Genomic DNA, 19,262 nt, shown 5'->3' with positions numbered 1-19,262 from the left:
GGGAGAGAACAGCAAAGAAGACGCACAAGAGCTGTGCGTCTTCCAATTAATTGCTATTAGTTGTGATGCATCGCTAAATTTCGAGCCGTTTCAATCGTATTTCTTGCTCGTTCAACCTCACGATCGGTTGGAGTTGGCACACCTTCAAGTACATATGGAAGACCGAGCTGTTGCCACTTGTAAACACCCATTCGATGATAAGGCAGTAGTTCAAAATGCTCAATATTACTCAGTTCTCCCATAAACTGTCCTAATGCAATCAAATCTTCATTATGATCTGTAATGCCCGGAATGAGCACATGTCTAATCCAAACTGGCTTATTACGCTCGGATAACCATTTTGCAAATGTGAGAATTCTATCATTGGGCTGAGAAGTTAACCATTTATGTTTGTCTTTGTTCATTTGTTTTAGGTCAAGTAGTACGAGATCCGTATGATCTATCAGTTCAGCCGCATGTGTCGGATCACAAAAGCCAGAGCTGTCTAGCGCAGTACGCAAACCAAATTGCTCCTTACAAGCTTTAAACAACTGTGCGACGAACGGTGCTTGAAGCGATGGTTCTCCGCCAGTTACGGTTATACCTCCGCCGGAACCTCTGTAATAGGGCAAATAGGGTTCGATTTCATGCAAAATATCTTCGACCGTTACTTGCTGCCCAACCGTAGTATCCCAAGTATCTGGGTTATGGCAGAAGCGGCATTGCAGTGCGCAGCCCTGCATGAACAGGACGAAGCGAATACCCGGGCCGTCTACTGTGCCGAAAGTTTCCATGGAATGAATACGACCTTTCATTCGGGTCACGCTCCTTTCACTTACTCATTCAGCCGTTACATCTCTCCGTGGAACGTTCGGCTGATGACATCTAGTTGTTGCTCTCTCGTAAGCTTAATAAAGTTAACCGCATAACCAGATACACGGATTGTAAGCTGCGGATAATTTTCTGGATGCTCCATTGCATCCATAAGTTGCTCACGATTAAAGACGTTAACATTGAGATGATGACCACCACTAATTGCGTAACCATCGAGCAAAGCGGCTAAGTTGTTGAAGCGCACACTCTCCTCTTTGCCAAGTGCTTTTGGAATGATGGAAAACGTGTTAGATATACCGTCTAAGCTGCTTTCATATGGAATTTTGGCGACGGAAGCAAGTGATGCAAGCGCCCCTTTGCGGTCACGTCCATGCATCGGGTTGGCTCCTGGTGCGAAGGGCTCGCCTGCTTTCCTGCCATCCGGTGTACTGCCCGTTTTCTTTCCGTATACAACATTTGAAGTAATGGTCAACACTGACAATGTCGGAATCGCACCGCGATACGTTTTGTGCTTGCGAAGGCGTTCCATGAACCCTTCTGTCAGCTCAACTGCCATTTGGTCTACACGATCATCGTTGTTGCCGTATTGAGGATAATCGCCTTCAATTTCGAAATCAACGGCTATACCTGCTTCATTGCGAATTGGACGAACTTTTGCATAGCGGATAGCACTTAAGCTGTCTGCAACTACTGACAATCCGGCGATGCCGCAAGCCATCGTTCTAATAATATCCCGGTCGTGAAGCGCCATCTCGATCCGTTCATAGCAGTATTTATCATGCATGTAGTGGATGACGTTCAACGTATTGATATACAGCTTAGCTAGCCAGTCTTGAACGATATCGAAATTTGCCTTCACTTCTTCATAATCAAGTATTTCGGAAGTGATTGGTGCGATTGCCGGGCCGATTTGTGCTCCCAACTTCTCGTCTAAACCTCCATTAATTGCATAGAGCAACACTTTAGCAAGATTCGCTCTTGCGCCGAAAAACTGCATCTGTTTGCCGATTCTCATAGCAGATACGCAACAAGCAATACCATAATCGTCACCGAAGTGCGGACGCATCATATCGTCATTTTCGTACTGGATAGAACTCGTTTCAGCTGAGACGCGCGCACAATATTTTTTGAAGCTATCTGGTAATGAGGTTGACCATAATATCGTTAAATTCGGTTCGGGAGCGGGTCCAAGGTTATAAAGCGTGTGAAGGAACCGATATGAATTGCGTGTTACGAGTGACTTCCCGTTTCGTCCCATGCCGCCAACTGCTTCCGTTACCCATGTAGGGTCGCCACTGAACAGTTCATTGTAGTCAGGAGTACGGAGAAACTTTACGATCCGCAGCTTCATGACAAAATGGTCAACAAGCTCTTGCGCTTCTTCTTCCGACAGTACGCCTTCTTTAAGGTCGCGCTCCATATAAATATCTAGGAAACTTGATACACGCCCAAGACTCATCGCTGCGCCATTTTGTTCTTTGATTGCAGCCAGGTAAGCAAAGTACAGCCATTGCACCGCTTCCTTCGCATTAGTTGCTGGAACAGAGATATCGTATCCATACGTTGCGGCCATTTGCTTAAGCTCTGTCAGGCTGCGAATTTGCTCGGAGAGTTCTTCACGAAGCAGTATAATATCTTCCGTCATTGCTTCCACTTCAAGCTGAAGTTGCTCTTCCTTCTTACCAGCGATAAGTCGATCTACTCCGTACAACGCAACTCGACGATAGTCTCCGATAATTCGTCCACGACCATATGCATCTGGCAATCCAGTTATGATTCCAGCTCTGCGGGCAGCACGCATCTCTGTTGTGTAGGCATCGAATACACCTTGATTATGCGTCTTCCGCAGCTCAGTGAAAATCGTTTCAATCTGGGGAGAAAGAGTGTATCCGTATGCTTCACAAGCATCGACTGCCATCCGAACGCCACCGAACGGTTGAACAGCCCGCTTCAGAGGCGCATCTGTCTGTAGTCCAACAATCTTTTCTTTGACCTGATTGATATAACCAGGCTCATGCGACGTGATCGAAGATATGGTGTTGACATCGATGTCGTGTACGCCGCCTCTTTCTCTCTCCTCCTTGAGCAGCCCGCTAACCTGATCCCATAGTGCAATGGTATCCTCAGTAGGATTTGCTAAGAAGTTTTCGTCGCCATCATAAGATGTGACATTCTGTTCTATAAAAGAATGAACGTCAATTTGCATCTGCCAACTTCCAGCTGCAAAACTTCGCCATGCTTCATTTGTTGTATTGTGTTTCACAGCTTCCTTTTCTTTCATCGCCATAATAAGCACCTCCGTGTTCTACTTTCTACTTTCTACTTTCTACTTTTAGATTAATGGTTTCTGTAATCATTCACTATGACATTAGTCACATTCAGCTATCGATTCTAATGATTCTCTATCAAGCTTCTTTACTAGGCGGGCATAATCCCCTTCAGTGCGGATAGATTGAACGAAATGACATCCAATCCCATGTTCTTCAAATGGAGGCTCACTAATTTTTGACCAGCGGAGTCTGTTCAACAGTGCAGAAACTTGGTAGCTTCCACTGTTAAGAAGACTTCCTATTCGAGCGGCACATGATCGATCATAGATCCCATGAAGTGGCTGAGATTTGCCATTTACCCAAGGAATAACCGCTTCTACACCTTCATGTTTGTATGTTAGCAGCAACTTGGCTGCATCACTTGATGGAAAAGGCATATGACAGCCGAGAATCCAAACATCGTTATTTTGAGAGAGTGAAAGTCCTGCATGCATGCCGCTTAATAAGCCATTGCCAGTAAAATAATCGGTAATGATACGAATATTACGGTCGACGGTTCGGAGAAACGGCTGTGGATCATTCGTAACGATCGTAATTTCATTGCAGCAGGACTGCATTTCACGAATTTGTTTCTGCAGCAAGGTTTCTCCGTCCACAACAAGGAAAGCCCGATTTGTACCATTAATACCATTGTGATTGCCGCCAGCCAAGATGACTCCGGACATCATGCTGATCACTCCTTCCTGATTGCCATTATAATTGCATCATTGATGATGTTTATAAAAGAAGCTGCCGACCCTTCAGATCGGCAGCCAAAACTGCGGTTACCTCGTTAGAAATTGCCGTAGAAAGCATTTCGATATACATCTGCTAGCTCCGTGACGAGCGGCATACGAGGATTTGCTGTCGTACATTGATCCTCGAAAGCACGATCGGCTAGATAGTCCACTTTTTCCTCGAAATCGGCAGGATCTACTCCAACGTCTTGGAATTTCTCTGGAATACCTAACGATTGATTCAACTTGCGAATAGCTTCAATTAAACTATTAACACCCTCTTCAGTCGTTCGAGCAGGAAGTCCGATCGTACGGGCAATTTCTGCATAACGTTCATCTGCGATGAAGTGGCTGTATTTCGGGAAAGAAGTAAACTTTGTCGGTTTCTGTGCATTGTAACGAATGACATGCGGCATAAGAATTGCGTTAGTACGGCCATGAGCTGTATGGTATTGACCACCCCACTTATGCGCTAAGCTGTGATTGATGCCAAGGAATGCATTCGCAAAGGCCATGCCAGCAATTGTAGATGCATTATGCATCTTCTCTCGTGCTACTGGATCAGCTGTATGATAGGATTTCTCCAAGTTTTGGAACACAAGTCGGATCGCATGAAGGGCTAACCCGTCTGTATAGTCGCTTGCCATTACAGACACATAAGATTCTATGGCATGAGTAAGTACATCCATTCCAGTGTCAGCTACTGCTGTTTTTGGCAATGTGTATACAAACTCTGGATCAATAATGGCTACATCTGGTGTCAGCTCGTAATCTGCAAGCGGATATTTCGTATGTCCTTCTTGCTTGTCAGTTATGACAGCGAAGGATGTAACTTCAGAGCCTGTACCCGATGTTGTTGGAATAGCTACGAACTGAGCTTTGTCGCCGAGACGTGGATATTTGTATATCCGTTTACGGATATCAAGGAACTTTTGCTTCAGCGAATGGAAGTTGGTCTCAGGAAATTCGTAGAAGAGCCACATCGCTTTTGCTGCGTCCATTGGAGAGCCGCCACCAAGAGCAATAATGCAGTCTGGCTTAAAGCTATCCATTACTTTTGTGCCCCGCTGCACTGTTTCAACAGATGGATCAGGCTCTACATCAGCGAATATTTCAACAGCAACCGGGTTCGCCCGTTTCCGCAAATAATATTCCAGCTTATCTACATAACCAAGCTTCACCATCATTTCATCTGTAACGATAAGCACACGGGATATATCAGGCATCTTCTCAAGATATTGAGTAGCCCCTTTTTCGAAATAAATCTTCGGTGGTATTTTGAACCACTGCATATTAACGGTTCGGTAAGCGAGTCTTTTCATGTTGAGCAAATTAACAGCCGAAACATTGGAAGTAGTCGAGTTATGTCCATATGAACCGCAACCAAGTGTTAGCGATGGTAAGTTCGTATTATATAGATCGCCAATAGCGCCATGTGTTGAAGGTGAGTTAACGATGACACGTCCGGTTTTGAGTCGGTTTGCAAAAGCTGAAATTATTTCATCATTATTCGAATGAATGACCGAAGAATGACCTAGGCCGCCGAAAGCAACGACTTCCGCTGCACGTTCTATTCCCTTCTCTGCTGTCTTCACTTTGTAGCAAGCCAGAACGGGACTCAGCTTCTCAGCTGATAGTGGGAATGCTGTACCTACACCCGCAAGCTCGGCAATGAGAATTTTCGTATCAGATGGCACCTGAATACCTGACATCTCTGCAATTTTCACTGCTGACTGACCGACGATTACGCCGTTTACTGCACATTTATCACTATGGATGACGAGCTTCGAAACGGCTTCTGTCTCTGTTTTATTCAGGAAGTAACAGCCGTTATCTTTCATAAGCTTGCGCACCTGGTCGTAAACCGCTTCTTCGATAATTACCGCTTGTTCAGAAGCACAAATCATCCCGTTGTCGAATGTTTTGGATAAAATTAGATCCGTTACAGCTTGCTTCAAATCTGCCGATTGTTCAATGAAGCAAGGCACGTTGCCAGGACCAACCCCTAACGCAGGTTTGCCTGTACTGTAAGCTGACTTCACCATCGCAGAGCCGCCTGTAGCAAGAACTAACGCTACATCCGGGTGGTTCATGAGCAGCTGTGTTGCTTCTAATGATGGCGATTCCACCCATTGCACACAATGTTCTGGCGCTCCATTAGCAATAGCAGCATCACGCAACGTTTTGGCTGATTCTGCACTACACTTCTGCGCCGATGGATGAAAAGCAAAGATGATCGGATTACGTGTTTTCGTAGCAATAAGTGCTTTAAACATCGTAGTTGACGTTGGGTTTGTAACAGGAGTTACTCCGGCGATAACCCCAACAGGCTCAGCCACTATGCGATAATTTTCAAACGTATTCTCCTCGATCACGCCAACCGTTTTGTCTTTCTTGATGCTGTGGTAAATGTATTCCGTTGCAAAAATATTTTTCGTAATTTTATCCTCATATACGCCGCGCCCTGTCTCTTCAACAGCCATCTTCGCGAGCATCATGTGTTTATCGAGACCAGCAAGCGCCATCGCTTGGACGATCCGATCAATTTCTTCTTGATTCATACCTAGGAAGGTTTCCTGCGCTGCTTTTGCACGAGCGACGAGTTTGTTTACTTCTTCTTGCACCAAAGATTGGGTTTCAATCTTATTTTCTTCTCGTTTACTATCTTTAACTGCCATACACTATTCCTCCTCGATGCAACTATTTGGAATCGTTTATCTGGTTGATGTCTTCATCATATCGGATTCGCAATCAACAAACTGTGATCTATATCACTACAATCTAACTAATTGCGTCCTATCTTGATCTATGAAAATAAGTAGTCAATATCCGTCAATATTTGATTGGCCAAAGGAAAAATAAGTTCTTCCTCCATTTGAAAGTGGCCACTCAGAATGAAGCAGCCTTGAGTCAAATGATCGCAGCCTTCCTTGAGCTTTTCCTTAAGTCTGGGATCTGTACATTCCTTATCAAGCTGCATAACGGCAATCAATGTGCGGCTTAATTGCAGGAAGGATTCAAAAAACTGTAGTGCCAGCTCATGATCCTTTTCGAGTACCCAAAGTGAAGGCAGAATGGTTGGTTCAGTTGACTTTCTGAAGTAACGCGAAAATACAGGAAACAATTCCTCGTCCTCCCACTTGGAATGCTGTTCCAAATCATGAAGCATCGCTTCCGCATGTAGACGTAAATCTTTTAGCAACTGTAATGCACCAAATCTGCCTGAACTGGACGCAGTCCTCATACTAAGTTCACACAAAATGTTGCACTTCGCCTTCAATTGCTCATGTTCTTCCTGTAAACGAATCGCCAATTGCATAAACGTACTTGGTCTTGACGAATTGATAGGGTCCAGCAACTCTACTTTTGATTTGGTATCAAACATTGATTTCACCTCCACTAATCATCGTTTCTCTATATAGTTTGAATTATAGAAGTTCCTCGGGTGAAACTCTGTGAGATAGGTCACTTAATCGCAACAAAAAGACTAACGATATGATGAGTGTTCGATAATATTCACATTTGTTGTATTACACTCACCTTTATGTAAGTACCTGTACTAAAAGTGCGTACTTACATATTTTTAGTGTTCGACTTATACTCAAAAAAGAAATTAACGTTTAGGAGGACAAAGCAATGAAAACACTCGTAGTCGTAACGCATCCAACTATAGAAACATCCGTCATCAATAAACGGTGGGTAGAAGAACTCCAAAAGTATCCAGAGAAATATACGGTTCATGACCTGCATAAGGTATATCCTGACGGAAACATTGATGTGGAAAAGGAGCAACAATTAATTGAATCGCATCCTAATTTGGTTTTGCAATTTCCTATGTATTGGTTTAGTAGCCCACCACTTCTAAAAAAATGGTTAGATGATGTTTTCACTTATGGCTGGGCTTATGGTTCAAACGGAGGTGACAAACTCAGTAATCGCAAAGTTGCTTTAGCCCTATCTGCTGGAATTAATAAAGAAGATTATAGTGAAGCGGGTAGATATCGGTATACACTTGAGCAGTTATTAACTCCTTTTGAAACAACCTTCTTATACTGCCGGGCAGATTATCGTTCGTTCTATGCCTTTTATGGTGCAGAAAATAATACGCCATCCCCAAAGGAAATGGATATAAGCTCACAGAATTATTTGCAGTTTATTAACAAAATGTAATTGGTAGCTTTAGTGAATACAAAAAAAGAAGTATTTCCTTGAGAAGGAGATACTTCTTTTGCTATTTCTACTATATAGTCAGTTATCCTGAGCCTGTAAGCTATTCTTCTCTCCCCACTCACACATCATATTCAAAATTGGAATGAGAGAAAGTCCACGAGCAGATAAGGAATATTCAACTTTTGGAGGTACTTGGGGATATTCCGTACGTATGATCAGATTATCTGCCTCCAGCTCTTTTAACATGATGCTCAACGTTTTAAAAGGAATTGTACCGATACTTCGCTTCAGCTCATTATGCCTCAACACTTTATTTTCAGCTAGCAAGTACATAATGATCATTTTATATTTACCGCCAATTAAAGATAATGTATATCCAAAGCCAGTTTCTTTCAGCCCAACGCCAGATGGAACACAAGTTTCGTCCACGAACGACACTCTCCTTTATTTATGTATACGCTCTTGATCTATACATTATTTTGCAATCATATTGACTGTTTGTAAAGTAATTCAGTTTGTAAGCTAACTTGGACATATAAGAACATATGTTCTGTGTGGTTAAAAAGGCCATTTTTGTTTCTGAAGTTAAGCGAAAATAAGAGGATCTTCTTACTTTTATTATAAATTTTTGATTTAGTTGGTGCGCTATTCAACAATTCCATGCTGAAATTTACTCTCCACTGATATAATTCCAATAGGTCAGGTCAATCGTGTAAAAAATGCTAAAATAACCGGACGAGAACATATGTTCCATTCCGTCAATCATAACTGTCTTTTCAGTAATATTGGGACGATAAAATATTTCTAGATCTTATATTTCAAAACGTTAACTGGAAATGGGATATTTTCGAACACCCAATCGTGTTGTATGTAGGAGGCGAAAAAATGGAAAGTAATTCTTTATTGCGTACTGATACAGAACTGGCCGAATTATATGGGCGGCATGCGGATATGGTGTACAGACTTTGCTACATCTATTTGAAAAATCCAATTGATTCAGAAGACGCCGTTCAATCTGTATTTCTGAGGCTGATCAAAAATGGAACGATATTTAATGATTTCGAACATGAAAAAGCATGGTTGATGGTAACTGCCAGAAATTATTGTAAAGACATTCTTAAAAATTGGTGGAAAACCCGTCGTGTAACTTTAGATGCGTTGCCTGAGGTTTCTTCTTGGAATGGCAATAAGCCATCAGGGAACGTTCTTGAAAGACTACTTTCACTTCCCGAAAAATATAAAACCGTTTTATACCTATTTTATTTCGAAGAGTATTCTGTAATAGAAATTTCAGAGATGTTAGGACGGAAAGAAAGCACGATCCAAACGCAATTAGCAAGGGGTCGTAAACGTCTTAAGATTGACTTAGGAGGGAATTCCTTTGAGCAACAAGAATATCAATCGTCTTTTTGAAGCTCTTACACCAAATAGCGAGCAAAAGGAGAAAATGTTACACACCATTTTAGAGCAAAGTCGGGATAACAATGTAAAGCAAAGCGGATTTGCTCCCGTCAAACGTCTAAGAACTCTAGTATTGGCTGCCATAATGATAGTTTGTTTAACTACAACAGCTTTTGCAGCAGCATATATTGGGTTAGATGAAGCTTTCTTGAAGTTTCTTAAACCAGTAGACGGTGAGCAGGCACAATACTTGTCAAATGGCGCTTATGCAGTTGATGAAACAGTGACTAACAAAAATGGATCGCTTACCATTAAACAGGTAATAGGCGATAGCAATCTAACCTATATCTTAATGGACTTTACTGCTCCAGAAGGATTTGTTCTAAATGCGAAACGATATCGGTTTTTGAATCCCAATATTAATGCAGGGTCTGGATCTTTCGGCACTGATTTTCATATGTTGGAGGATGGAAATTCGAATGATAATAAAATTAGCTTAGTCATGAGTATCATGACCAAAAGTTCGATAGTAGGTAAAACTGTTCATTTTACATTTGATGAACTGCAAGCAGCCGATCCGTTTCCGGGAATATTTGAAACAGTCATATCGGGCGATTGGCAGGCAACGGTTAAGTTTGACTTCAAGGAATATTCCAACCTATATGAGATCAATCAAAACATAGATATGTTTGGTTATGAGGCTATATTAAAATCGATCGTTGTCTCCCCTATTTCAATTTCTTTAAAGATTGAGAGTGAATATATAAAAGAGATTAGCGATGCTAATAAAGGCAGCTTAAAGGAAGTTGGTGAAAATGAAAGCTTGGATGACTACCCTATTACGATAAACTATAGGGATGGCACGTCAGAAACCACTAGTATCTTTAGAGGATTACATTTAGGAGATCTTCTAGTGGGCGAAATATTTACGATCAAAACGTTTGAAAATGTTATAAATGATAAGGAAATTACTTCTATCGTGTTTTTTGATAGAGAATTTTCGATTAATAACTAATCTACTCTACTATTAATTATACAAATTTAACCTCGGGATAATTCGCTGTGGGACCGATTATGAAATGATTAGTTTATTTGCTTGAAGTTAATAGCAAAATTGTAATATTAGATGTTTTTTCACTCCAATAGAACTCTAGTTTCACTGTAACCGACGAGAGGCTTATCTACGCTTCTATTTGCAATCTCTATCATTATGTATGGATCTCAATTTGTCGATCTTACAATAAAAAGCGCACCTTCCCTCGTTAACAAGGGTGGTGCGCCTTTGTTTATCCTACCTATTTCAATTATTGACCAAACTCAGCCTTAATAACATTAAACTGTTGTTCAGACGTATCTGCATGCATTGCATTTATACTTATAGCCATTACATGTTCCCCGCCTACCAAACCTCCCGCAAATGACGAACTGCCATGTATATTACCGCCATGTCCCCAAAACGTCTTTCCATTAGGCAGATTAACTCCAATCATTCCTAATCCGTATAGTCCAATCGGTGTCTCTACACCATTCAACATCTGCTGCAACGTCTCCGACTTTAATAGCTTGCCGCCTAACAATGCGCTATAAAATGTATTGAGATCCCTCCCCGACGAGATCATGTCCCCAGCCGCATTACCCCATGATGGATTTATTTCAGTGAAGTCTACTAATTTATTGTCCTTGCTACCAAATGGAATCGAATACCCTCTGGCATGCAATCCTGGAATATGCGATGAGCTTCCCGGCGAATACGTATCCTTTAATCCTAAAGGAGTAATAATTCGCTCCTTAACTTGCTGAGCATATGTTTCTCCTGTTACTTTACGAATAATTTCTCCAGCAAGTGCAGTATTCGTATTGGAGTATTCCCATTTCCCTATTTCTCCTGGGGCAAATGAAGGTTTAATCGCAAGTCCAGCTCCAATTAACTCCTCTGTACTGTAGTTGCGGAACGGCGTTTTCTCGTACTCGATTATAAACTTTTCCGTTGTATAGTTTGCTATTCCGCTCGTCATCTGTAGCAAGTCGCGGACTGTAATCTTATTACCATCGTATCCATTTCCTTGTACTAAACCTGGCAGCCATTTCTCTACCGTATCTTCCAGACTTAGCTTCTTCTCGTCTACGAGTTGTAAAATAACCGTTGCTGTAAATGATTTAGTTATACTACCGATTCGAAAGGAGTAATTCGACTTAATCGGATACGAATCATAGATGCTAGCTTGACCAGAAGCGTAAGACCAAGATTCACCACTTTTCATCGCTACGGCAAATATTCCCGGTGTGAGCTTATGTGCTGCTGCTTGATCCATCGCATGTTTTACATTGGATCGTGAATCAACAATCTCTTTACTCCCCATCTGCTGTTGCGATGATCGTCCATCTTGTGCGTTTGCTATCCCTTGCCCTGAAACAAGTATAGAGCTTGCCGTTACTGCCGCTGCCAGCATAATCATTGTTCTTCTTTTCATGTCATTTGCTTTTGAATTCATCATACTTCCTCACTTTCATTTTTTAAATTTGTCAAACACGTTCACCTTATGCTACTAAATTGCTTCCTTACACATTCATCATAAAGCGGCGAAATCTCATTTTTCTTACCTATTTCTTACTTCATTCTTACTTATCGGGAAATGATTACAATTGATCAGGTTTAAACTAGTTTTAATGCGACCAACTAGATTCAGATATATGTAGATTCAAAAAACTGTCCTACAAAGTCAGTAATGACTTAATAGGACAGCCTTATAATCAAGCGCTTATTTACTTTTGCAATGATATACCAAACTTAGAGCCCGCTTCACCTGCAAATACAATTCTACCGTTCTCCGGTAAAATGACCTCATTCTTGCCGCTGACCACTGTGTGGTTAATGCAAATTCCTGCTTGATCATATACAGCAAAGGCACCATTTGAAGGAAGCTTAACCGTCATGACCTTTCCTTTGGCGACGTCTGGAATTGAAAACCATTTACTATGACCGTCCGCCCCAATCGTTGTTGAAGATCCTTTACCTGTATAGAGCGGTTTTACAAATTCCTCACTAGCATACAAACTACCATATAGTGTGAAATACTCTACTCCATTTTTCTGAAAGAAGTTAATTTCCATCGTATCTCGACCAGCTAAAGTAGGGATTTGCAGATTAGTGACTGCTTTATTTGCATGAATGATTTTATTGTTAAACAAATAATCAGGAACATCCTTTGTCATATTCAATTGTACAATTGATCCACCGTTGAAATAATTCATCGATGAGTATTTCTCACTTATTACATAATACTTTTTGTTATTGCGCTTATCCCATGCGGCAGTTACTTCCGGCGATAACTCATTAGCTTCAAGCTTCTCTGCGATATACTCTGAAGATGCTATCTGTCCAAGCCCCGGTATGGATAAATAGGAGCGAGACCACAAGTAGGTACGTCCGTTTTTCTCAACAACAAATTTGTACTTTTCAGTGCCTTCCTTGTTCACAAATGAACCATCTGCCGTATACGTATACTTTTGAACAAAATTTTCAGCGGCTCCAAAACCAGATAGGGACAATTCACCATTAGCATTAATATCCACCTTGATTACTGCACTTGATCCAGTCCCATAAATACCGCTATGCTGGGACAATCCCTGTGGCATATTAGCTTTTATTGGAACACCGTGTGACTTCTCTGGTTTTCTTTCTTTAATTACACCTTTCTCTTGCAGCGCGCTAAGTAGAAGTTCATTTGCTACCAATTGATCTATTGCACTTGAGCCGCCTGAAGAAAGAACTGCTGCAGCCATGTTGTATTCCGGGAGAACAACTAACGATGAATGATAAGATATCGTATCTCCGCCTTTAGTAATCGCTTTAATCCCATATTGGCTGAATGGAAACAAGTTTACACTATCCCATCCTAACCCGTATGAAAAAGTCATATCCCCTTCTACCGGCCACATCCCTCTTTTATACTCTTCCTGTTCCATGGCTGTAACCCAATTGGCAGAAAGAATATTATCGACTTCTCCTGTGAAAATCTGTGAGAATTTAACGAGATCCTCCGCAGTGGAGTAAATACCACCAGTAGCAATAACATTATAATTTTCTGTAGGTAATTGTCCCTCATTATTAGGATGATAAACTCCCGCCATTGTCGATGAGTCCACAACATCCTGTGGTGATTTCGTATGTTTCATTTCTAGAGGCACTGTAAAATACTTGTGAATGAATGCTGTAAAGTCCATGCCGCTGACTCTTTCTACCAAAATCTCAGCTAGTGTAAAACTATCGTTGCTATATACAGAATATGCCCCTGGATCAGCTTTCAAGTTTTGCAGGGCTAATTGCTCTAACAAAGTATCATGTGCATAAGTATCATTATCTTCATATAAAGTTGCATTACTGAACGTAGAACCCATAATACCGGAAGAATGATTCAGAAGCATGCGAGGTGTGATTGCTTTGTAACGATTGTCTTTCATTTTAAAGTCCGTGATATAGTTTACTACAGGCAAATCTATATCCAACTTCCCCTGATCAACGAGCTTCATAACAGCCGCCGCAAGCACCACTTTGCTCGTTGAACCTATGCCATACATCGTATTTGAATGAAGAGGAATATTGTCCTTTATGTTGTTTTTGCCTGCATACCCTGAGACGACAATGTCTCCATCATCGATGAGTGCATATTGCACACTTGTATTCCCGTACGTTTCTGTTAGCAACTTCACTTTCTCAACAGTATTTTTTTTAGTCGTTTCAAAAGTTAATTTACTGCCTTTATTGGTATTTGCTTCGGCCAATGCTGACATTGGGGCTATCATCGTTAACGCTAAGGTTAAAGTAACTATTAAAGTTCTTGTTCTACCTGTCCTCATCTTCATACCCTTTGTTTGTTTCATTCGCATTTCCTCCTATCATCGTATGGGACTTGGCTACCTTAAAGAGCCATTAAGGGAAGTTTACACGACGAAAATGACCACACTATGACGGCAATATGAACGGAGTATGAACAGACAAAAAAAGTTACGACACCACATGCAAGAATACTTGCACATGATGCCGTAACATTAAGGCTTACTTCATTTCTTTCATAAATGATCTGAAATGTTCAGTTATTGCTTTCGATTGAGTATGATGCAAATAATGACTTCCTTCAAGTGGAATCACTTTTCCAAGTTCAGATTTTTTGATCTGCTCATCATGCAATGATTTCCAATCTGGCCTTGCTTCATTGTTTGCTTCTACAAATAAAAGGATAGGAAGATTTGTTGGGAACGATAATTGTTCAGCTCGTTTAAAGTTTGGACTAATATGTTCCATTTCATTTAAAACAGTGGAGTTATTATTGACTTTGTTCGTAATCATTGTCATTTGTTTTACTGTTTCATCATCGAATGGAAGTCCATCATACGGGCTAGCACTTAGTTTCATTATCAATCTGTAAAAACCAGAATTTTTGAGTAGTTTAAACGTTCCTATTGGGAAATCAACATCCATCCCACCTTGCGTTGGCACACTTGTATCGATCCCCACAAAGGCACTCACTTCATCTCTATATTTGTTCACATATTCTAGTCCGTAAATGCCTGCAATAGAGTGACCCATTAGAATAAAACGGTCAATATTTAAGCTCTGCAAAGCCTCATGCATTTCACTTACAATATTTTCAGTCGTTCGTTCCTTTTCAGTTAAATCACTTAATCCATAACCAAATGGTTCAATCACAACTACTTTATAAAATGGTGACAGCTCATCTACGAGCAGCTTGAAGTCAAGAGCTGGTGTTGCAGTTCCATAACCAGGTAGGAGCACGATTGTTTCGTCACCTTCTCCTTGTACTAAAACATTCATTTGTTTCCCATCCACAGGAACTAATTGGCCATACGTTTCTATCTTTCCTAGTTCCGATTTGCTACTAATCTTATGAACGATAAAAACAACAGCTATAAAAACAACTATCAAAATAATCAAAACGGCTAATGACTTAAATAAAATATTCATCGCTTTTTTCATTTTTGGGTTCATCTTCTTTTTCATTACCTCATTATTTGGATTCAATCTCATCTGCTCCTGTCATCGTCTCTGTATGGGGCAACCTTAACGGGCTACTACGGACAGCTTATACGACGAAGATGTACTCACTATGACGGCAATATGAACGGAGTATGAACAAGCCAAAAAAATGCCACGATTTCACACGTGCAAAGAAGTTTGCACGTGTGAAATCGTAGCATGGAGAACACATTGTATACGATTCGAATGCTACCTTATGTCTTCTAACTACTCTATCGATGTTGTAATTGGCAAAATGACGATGATTGTTGTGCCTTGACCGAGCTCACTTTCTACTCGAATATCCCCATTATGAAGAGTGACGATCTGTTTAACGATGGCAAGTCCCATACCGCTCCCGCCATACTTGCGACTATGTGAGCGATCTGCTTTAAAAAACCTTTCGAATATACGCTTCTGATCATCTAACGAAATACCAACGCCTGTGTCAGATATTCGAACTGTCACGTTTTTGATATCTTGCTTGATGCTGATGCTAATGATGCTGTCATCAGTAGAAAATTTGATGCTATTGCCGAGAATATTCATCCATACCTGGTTTAATTGATCATAATCAGCCAAAAGGCTAACATTCTTCAAATTCAGCTCGAAACGAATATTCCGCGCTAACCACAACGGCTGGATCGCAACGATGACTCGTCTGATCTGTTCATCTAAGCTGAAAGTTGTGAGCTGTAGTTTCTGTGAATGTGATTCAAGTAAACTCAGCTTTAGCAGACTATCGCTCATCTTCGACATCCGATCTGCTTCTGTAATAATAATATCGAGATAACGACTTCGCGTATCATCGGAGATATCCATTTGCTTAAGCGCTACAGCGTAACCAGATATTGAGGTAAGAGGTGATTGTACCTCGTGTGACACGTTCGCTACGAATTCCCTCCTCATCCCCTCAAGATGCTGCAAATCATGCATCATTCCTTCAAAGCTTCGTGCCAATGCACCTAGCTCTCCCGTTTGCTTAATATTGAGCTTGACGTTGAAATCACCAGCTGCTATACGCCTAGTTGCTTTTGTCAGTTTTTTGATCGGTCTTACTAGAAACATAGCTGCTACCAGAATCATCAAGCTTCCTACTAACAACGAATAGGTCAAAAAGAATATAATCCATTTTACGGCAAATTGGGCAGTAGAGGTAACTTTCGGCTGAACAAATATAGCTTTCCTTTCTGCTTCCGTTCCGAGCGGCAATCCTATTAAAAGACTAGCAAGTCCCTTTGGATCTAATTGAACGATCTCTCCATTTATTGCCTTCGTTATATTCTCCATAGTTACCTCGGAAGGTTTGTCTCCCTTAATCGCGCCGAAAGATTGGACTTCACCTGTATTATCGTAAATTCGAACATGATAGGACGCAAGCTGTTTCATTCCATTTATGTATGAATTTGCCTCATCTAACGGGAATGATTCATAAAGCCGCACAATATCCTGTGTGAAATGAAGTGTAGAAAAATTCGAAAAATTGTTTAACTTATCCTCAAAAATCCATGTTGCAATAAAAAAAGCAATAATTGTGCCGCCAATCACGGAGGCTAGAAAAGTCAAAACTACACGAGTATATAAAGATTTAATCATAGGGGTACCTCAAGCCGATAGCCAAGCCCTCGTACCGTCTCAATACGAAAATCGGGTGTAGTTGCAAAGCGTTCGCGCAGCCGTTTAATATGTACATCTATTGTTCGATCATCTCCAGCATAATCGATCCCCCAAATTTGCTCGATCAATTGCTCGCGTGTATAGACTTGTCCCGGTGTTCCAGCAAGTTTATAAAGTAATTCAAACTCTTTGAGCGGCAACGAAAGCGACTCCGTCCCTCTCATTACCTTATATGTTTGCCGATCAAGCATAATATTGCCGAACTGAATCGATTGCGTTGCACCAATCCGGTATCGTTTCAGCAGCGCCCTAACACGAACCGTGAGCTCTAGCGGATCGAATGGTTTCGTCAAATAATCATCCGCCCCAAGTTCAAAGCCTTTCACTTTCTCCCATGTTTCCCCCCTCGCTGTGAGCATGAGTAATGGGAGATCAGCATTAACTCTTCGGAGCTCCTTGCACAATGTCCAACCATCCATAATCGGCATCATGATATCAAGCACAACTAGATCAATATGTTTCAATGCAAAGACGCTTAATGCTTCTTTGCCGTCTGAAGCTTCAACTGTTTCGAATCCGTCATTACGCAGAAATAAACACACTAGTTCACGAATGTTAGCATCGTCATCAGCAACCAGTATAGTAGGCATTCGTTCCCTCTTTCCTAGTTTCCATCTTTTAACTAAGTAATAATTATACTATATTATTCCGAAGAAGCTGACTTAACGTTTGTAGATTCATCAAGTAAGCTCCTTTGCTCAACGCTTTCTTCAAAAAAGATATTTAACAACACCTGTTTCAAGGTATAAGAAACTGAATGACTAACTTGGATGCCTCTGCGCGGGATAACGTTTTCTTGGATCTGAACGTTCCATCCGAATAACCGCTAATCCACCCTGCATTTTTTAAACGCATAATGGAGAAAACTGCCCAGTCGGGCATATCTAGGTGATCGGGATATGGCGCATCGTAATTATAAATAGGAACATCAGCAAATAATGGTGTACGTCCTAGAATTGTTACCGCTTCGGCTCTGTTTATCGTTCGTTCGGGATGAAAGTACCATTTGCCCTCCTTTTCCTCGCCTTTAATAAGCCCCGCATTTGTTAACGCATCTATATACGGCTTGGACCATGATTCGGGAGATATATCGTCATAGTACCGAGTCGGCTTATCGCTTACTTCCAGCCCAAGTGTTATGGCGAGGAGTTTCGCAAATTCCTGCCGTGTCATCGAGGCGTCAGGCTTGAATCTTTGATTTCCTGGACCTTCAACAATACCCAAATGATTCATTACTTCAATCGGATGATGTCCCCAATGCGATTTGGGTACATCTAGAAACGTATCGAACCTATCGACTACAAAATCGCGTATCAGTTTGGTTTCATTGTTAGAAGTTTTATCTTTTTTAACGACAACAGTAATGTGGTGAAAGCCGTCGTTCAGATTACTCGGATTAATAATAAATGGTTCATTCAGCATCCCATTTCCAACAAATTGGTCATCTAGGTATACCTTCACATCTTCAGCCTGTCCATTCAGAGATCGAATGCCCAAATCAAATGGTTCTTCAATCGTTTCGAAAGTTTCAAACCGCCGCAATGCAACCCACGGGGGATCCATCTCAGTAAAAAGAAGACTTTTAGCTTTAATGGTTACATGCACAGGGTCAGTTTTTCCCCGGTCTCCGTTAAATACATACTCCATATACAAATCATACGTCCCTGTACGAGGCAATGTAAATTTTCTTTCATACACCTCAGATTGTTCTATTTTAACTATTTCTTCTCCATTTGCTGGATCAACAATCGTCAAACGAATCGCATTCGTTATCATAATATTGCTTAATGTTATCAATATTGGTCCTTGAAAAGCGACAAACTGAAGTTTGTTTATCTGTTTTCGATCAATATCAGTGAAATGTGTCTCAATCAATACTCCTGATAAATCCGCTGGCCCGTTCATTTTAAGTGATTGCTTTTGCAATACTGTTTCATTCGAATTGTAACTATTCCGAGAAAGTTCATTTTCGGTTGAACGATGTTCGTTAACATTCGAGTTCATCAAGTAAGCAACAGTAATAGCACTACCAAGCACACAGAATACAATTATCGAAAACAATTTTTTATTCATTAAACCACTCTTCCGTTTTAGTGGTATTGTTCCCAATATTGTAAAATG

At 41.0% G+C, this 19,262-nt stretch carries 15 protein-coding genes; 3 read left to right on the top strand and 12 right to left on the bottom strand.

What is annotated here, in order from left to right; translation table 11 throughout:
- Positions 1 to 56: 56 nt before the first annotated feature.
- The 5 genes from pflA to MFF31_RS16380 form a co-directional block, all read right to left on the bottom strand.
- Positions 57 to 794: a pyruvate formate-lyase-activating protein gene (gene pflA / locus MFF31_RS16400; protein WP_238189307.1), complete on the bottom strand. Its 738-nt coding sequence runs from the start codon at positions 792 to 794 to the stop codon at positions 57 to 59.
- Positions 795 to 829: 35 nt separating this feature from the next.
- Entirely contained in the window at positions 830 to 3,100 is a 2,271-nt protein-coding gene (gene pflB / locus MFF31_RS16395) for a formate C-acetyltransferase (RefSeq protein WP_238189305.1), read from the bottom strand.
- Between the two features lie 81 nt (positions 3,101 to 3,181).
- Complete coding sequence (gene mobA / locus MFF31_RS16390; RefSeq protein WP_238189303.1) at positions 3,182 to 3,811, bottom strand: molybdenum cofactor guanylyltransferase; 630 nt, start codon at positions 3,809 to 3,811, stop codon at positions 3,182 to 3,184.
- A 104-nt stretch (positions 3,812 to 3,915) separates the two neighbouring features.
- Complete coding sequence (adhE, locus tag MFF31_RS16385) at positions 3,916 to 6,537, bottom strand: bifunctional acetaldehyde-CoA/alcohol dehydrogenase (protein ID WP_238189301.1); 2,622 nt, start codon at positions 6,535 to 6,537, stop codon at positions 3,916 to 3,918.
- A 128-nt stretch (positions 6,538 to 6,665) separates the two neighbouring features.
- Positions 6,666 to 7,244 (bottom strand): hemerythrin domain-containing protein, encoded by a 579-nt coding sequence (locus MFF31_RS16380; RefSeq protein ID WP_238189299.1) that lies wholly within the window; start codon positions 7,242 to 7,244, stop codon positions 6,666 to 6,668.
- A gap of 251 nt (positions 7,245 to 7,495) precedes the next feature.
- Between MFF31_RS16380 and MFF31_RS16375 the strand changes: the two genes are divergently transcribed.
- Positions 7,496 to 8,029, top strand: coding sequence for an NAD(P)H-dependent oxidoreductase (locus MFF31_RS16375; protein WP_238189297.1), 534 nt, complete (start codon positions 7,496 to 7,498; stop codon positions 8,027 to 8,029).
- A gap of 78 nt (positions 8,030 to 8,107) precedes the next feature.
- On the opposite strand, the gene MFF31_RS16370 is transcribed toward MFF31_RS16375, so the two are convergent.
- Entirely contained in the window at positions 8,108 to 8,458 is a 351-nt protein-coding gene (locus tag MFF31_RS16370; RefSeq protein ID WP_238189295.1) for a winged helix-turn-helix transcriptional regulator, read from the bottom strand.
- Positions 8,459 to 8,914: 456 nt separating this feature from the next.
- On the opposite strand from MFF31_RS16370, the gene MFF31_RS16365 reads away from it, so the two are divergent.
- Positions 8,915 to 9,442: an RNA polymerase sigma factor gene (locus MFF31_RS16365; protein ID WP_238189293.1), complete on the top strand. Its 528-nt coding sequence runs from the start codon at positions 8,915 to 8,917 to the stop codon at positions 9,440 to 9,442.
- A complete protein-coding gene (locus MFF31_RS16360) occupies positions 9,411 to 10,445 on the top strand; it encodes a DUF4179 domain-containing protein (RefSeq protein WP_238189291.1) in 1,035 nt (344 codons plus the stop codon). The genes MFF31_RS16365 and MFF31_RS16360 overlap by 32 nt, the downstream gene beginning before the upstream one ends.
- 289 nt (positions 10,446 to 10,734) lie before the next feature.
- Here MFF31_RS16360 and MFF31_RS16355 read toward each other — a convergent pair whose 3' ends face one another.
- From MFF31_RS16355 to MFF31_RS16330, 6 genes are all read right to left on the bottom strand, one after another.
- Positions 10,735 to 11,925 carry a serine hydrolase domain-containing protein gene (locus MFF31_RS16355; protein ID WP_238189290.1) on the bottom strand — a complete coding sequence of 397 codons (1,191 nt, stop codon included), beginning with the start codon at positions 11,923 to 11,925 and terminating at the stop codon, positions 10,735 to 10,737.
- 268 nt (positions 11,926 to 12,193) lie between these two features.
- Entirely contained in the window at positions 12,194 to 14,311 is a 2,118-nt protein-coding gene (locus MFF31_RS16350; protein WP_238189288.1) for a serine hydrolase, read from the bottom strand.
- Positions 14,312 to 14,486: 175 nt separating this feature from the next.
- Positions 14,487 to 15,476: an alpha/beta fold hydrolase gene (locus MFF31_RS16345; protein WP_238189286.1), complete on the bottom strand. Its 990-nt coding sequence runs from the start codon at positions 15,474 to 15,476 to the stop codon at positions 14,487 to 14,489.
- Between the two features lie 216 nt (positions 15,477 to 15,692).
- Positions 15,693 to 17,060, bottom strand: coding sequence for a sensor histidine kinase (locus MFF31_RS16340; protein WP_238189284.1), 1,368 nt, complete (start codon positions 17,058 to 17,060; stop codon positions 15,693 to 15,695).
- Positions 17,057 to 17,731: a response regulator transcription factor gene (locus MFF31_RS16335; protein WP_238189282.1), complete on the bottom strand. Its 675-nt coding sequence runs from the start codon at positions 17,729 to 17,731 to the stop codon at positions 17,057 to 17,059. Before MFF31_RS16335 ends, MFF31_RS16340 begins: the two co-directional genes overlap by 4 nt.
- A gap of 148 nt (positions 17,732 to 17,879) precedes the next feature.
- The gene (locus tag MFF31_RS16330; protein WP_238189280.1) at positions 17,880 to 19,214 is read right to left on the bottom strand and encodes an S-layer homology domain-containing protein; all 1,335 of its coding nucleotides are present in this window, start codon (positions 19,212 to 19,214) and stop codon (positions 17,880 to 17,882) included.
- Positions 19,215 to 19,262 lie beyond the last annotated feature (48 nt).

The organism is Paenibacillus sp. L3-i20 (genome assembly GCF_022180385.2).
Taxonomy (GTDB): Bacteria; Bacillota; Bacilli; order Paenibacillales; family Paenibacillaceae; genus Pristimantibacillus.
This window is presented reverse-complemented; position numbering and strand designations above follow the sequence as displayed.

What these genes read in the sequence shown, in the direction of transcription:
- MFF31_RS16345 (WP_238189286.1), bottom strand. Translation starts at nt 15,476, where the DNA reads ATGAGATTGAATCCAAATAATGAGGTAATGAAAAAGAAGATGAACCCA.
- MFF31_RS16340 (WP_238189284.1), bottom strand. Translation starts at nt 17,060, where the DNA reads ATGATTAAATCTTTATATACTCGTGTAGTTTTGACTTTTCTAGCCTCC.
- MFF31_RS16380 (WP_238189299.1), bottom strand. Translation starts at nt 7,244, where the DNA reads ATGTTTGATACCAAATCAAAAGTAGAGTTGCTGGACCCTATCAATTCG.
- MFF31_RS16350 (WP_238189288.1), bottom strand. Translation starts at nt 14,311, where the DNA reads ATGAAACAAACAAAGGGTATGAAGATGAGGACAGGTAGAACAAGAACT.
- pflB (WP_238189305.1), bottom strand. Translation starts at nt 3,100, where the DNA reads ATGGCGATGAAAGAAAAGGAAGCTGTGAAACACAATACAACAAATGAA.
- MFF31_RS16355 (WP_238189290.1), bottom strand. Translation starts at nt 11,925, where the DNA reads ATGATGAATTCAAAAGCAAATGACATGAAAAGAAGAACAATGATTATG.
- pflA (WP_238189307.1), bottom strand. Translation starts at nt 794, where the DNA reads ATGAAAGGTCGTATTCATTCCATGGAAACTTTCGGCACAGTAGACGGC.
- MFF31_RS16375 (WP_238189297.1), top strand. Translation starts at nt 7,496, where the DNA reads ATGAAAACACTCGTAGTCGTAACGCATCCAACTATAGAAACATCCGTC.
- MFF31_RS16335 (WP_238189282.1), bottom strand. Translation starts at nt 17,731, where the DNA reads ATGCCTACTATACTGGTTGCTGATGACGATGCTAACATTCGTGAACTA.
- MFF31_RS16330 (WP_238189280.1), bottom strand. Translation starts at nt 19,214, where the DNA reads ATGAATAAAAAATTGTTTTCGATAATTGTATTCTGTGTGCTTGGTAGT.
- mobA (WP_238189303.1), bottom strand. Translation starts at nt 3,811, where the DNA reads ATGATGTCCGGAGTCATCTTGGCTGGCGGCAATCACAATGGTATTAAT.
- adhE (WP_238189301.1), bottom strand. Translation starts at nt 6,537, where the DNA reads ATGGCAGTTAAAGATAGTAAACGAGAAGAAAATAAGATTGAAACCCAA.
- MFF31_RS16365 (WP_238189293.1), top strand. Translation starts at nt 8,915, where the DNA reads ATGGAAAGTAATTCTTTATTGCGTACTGATACAGAACTGGCCGAATTA.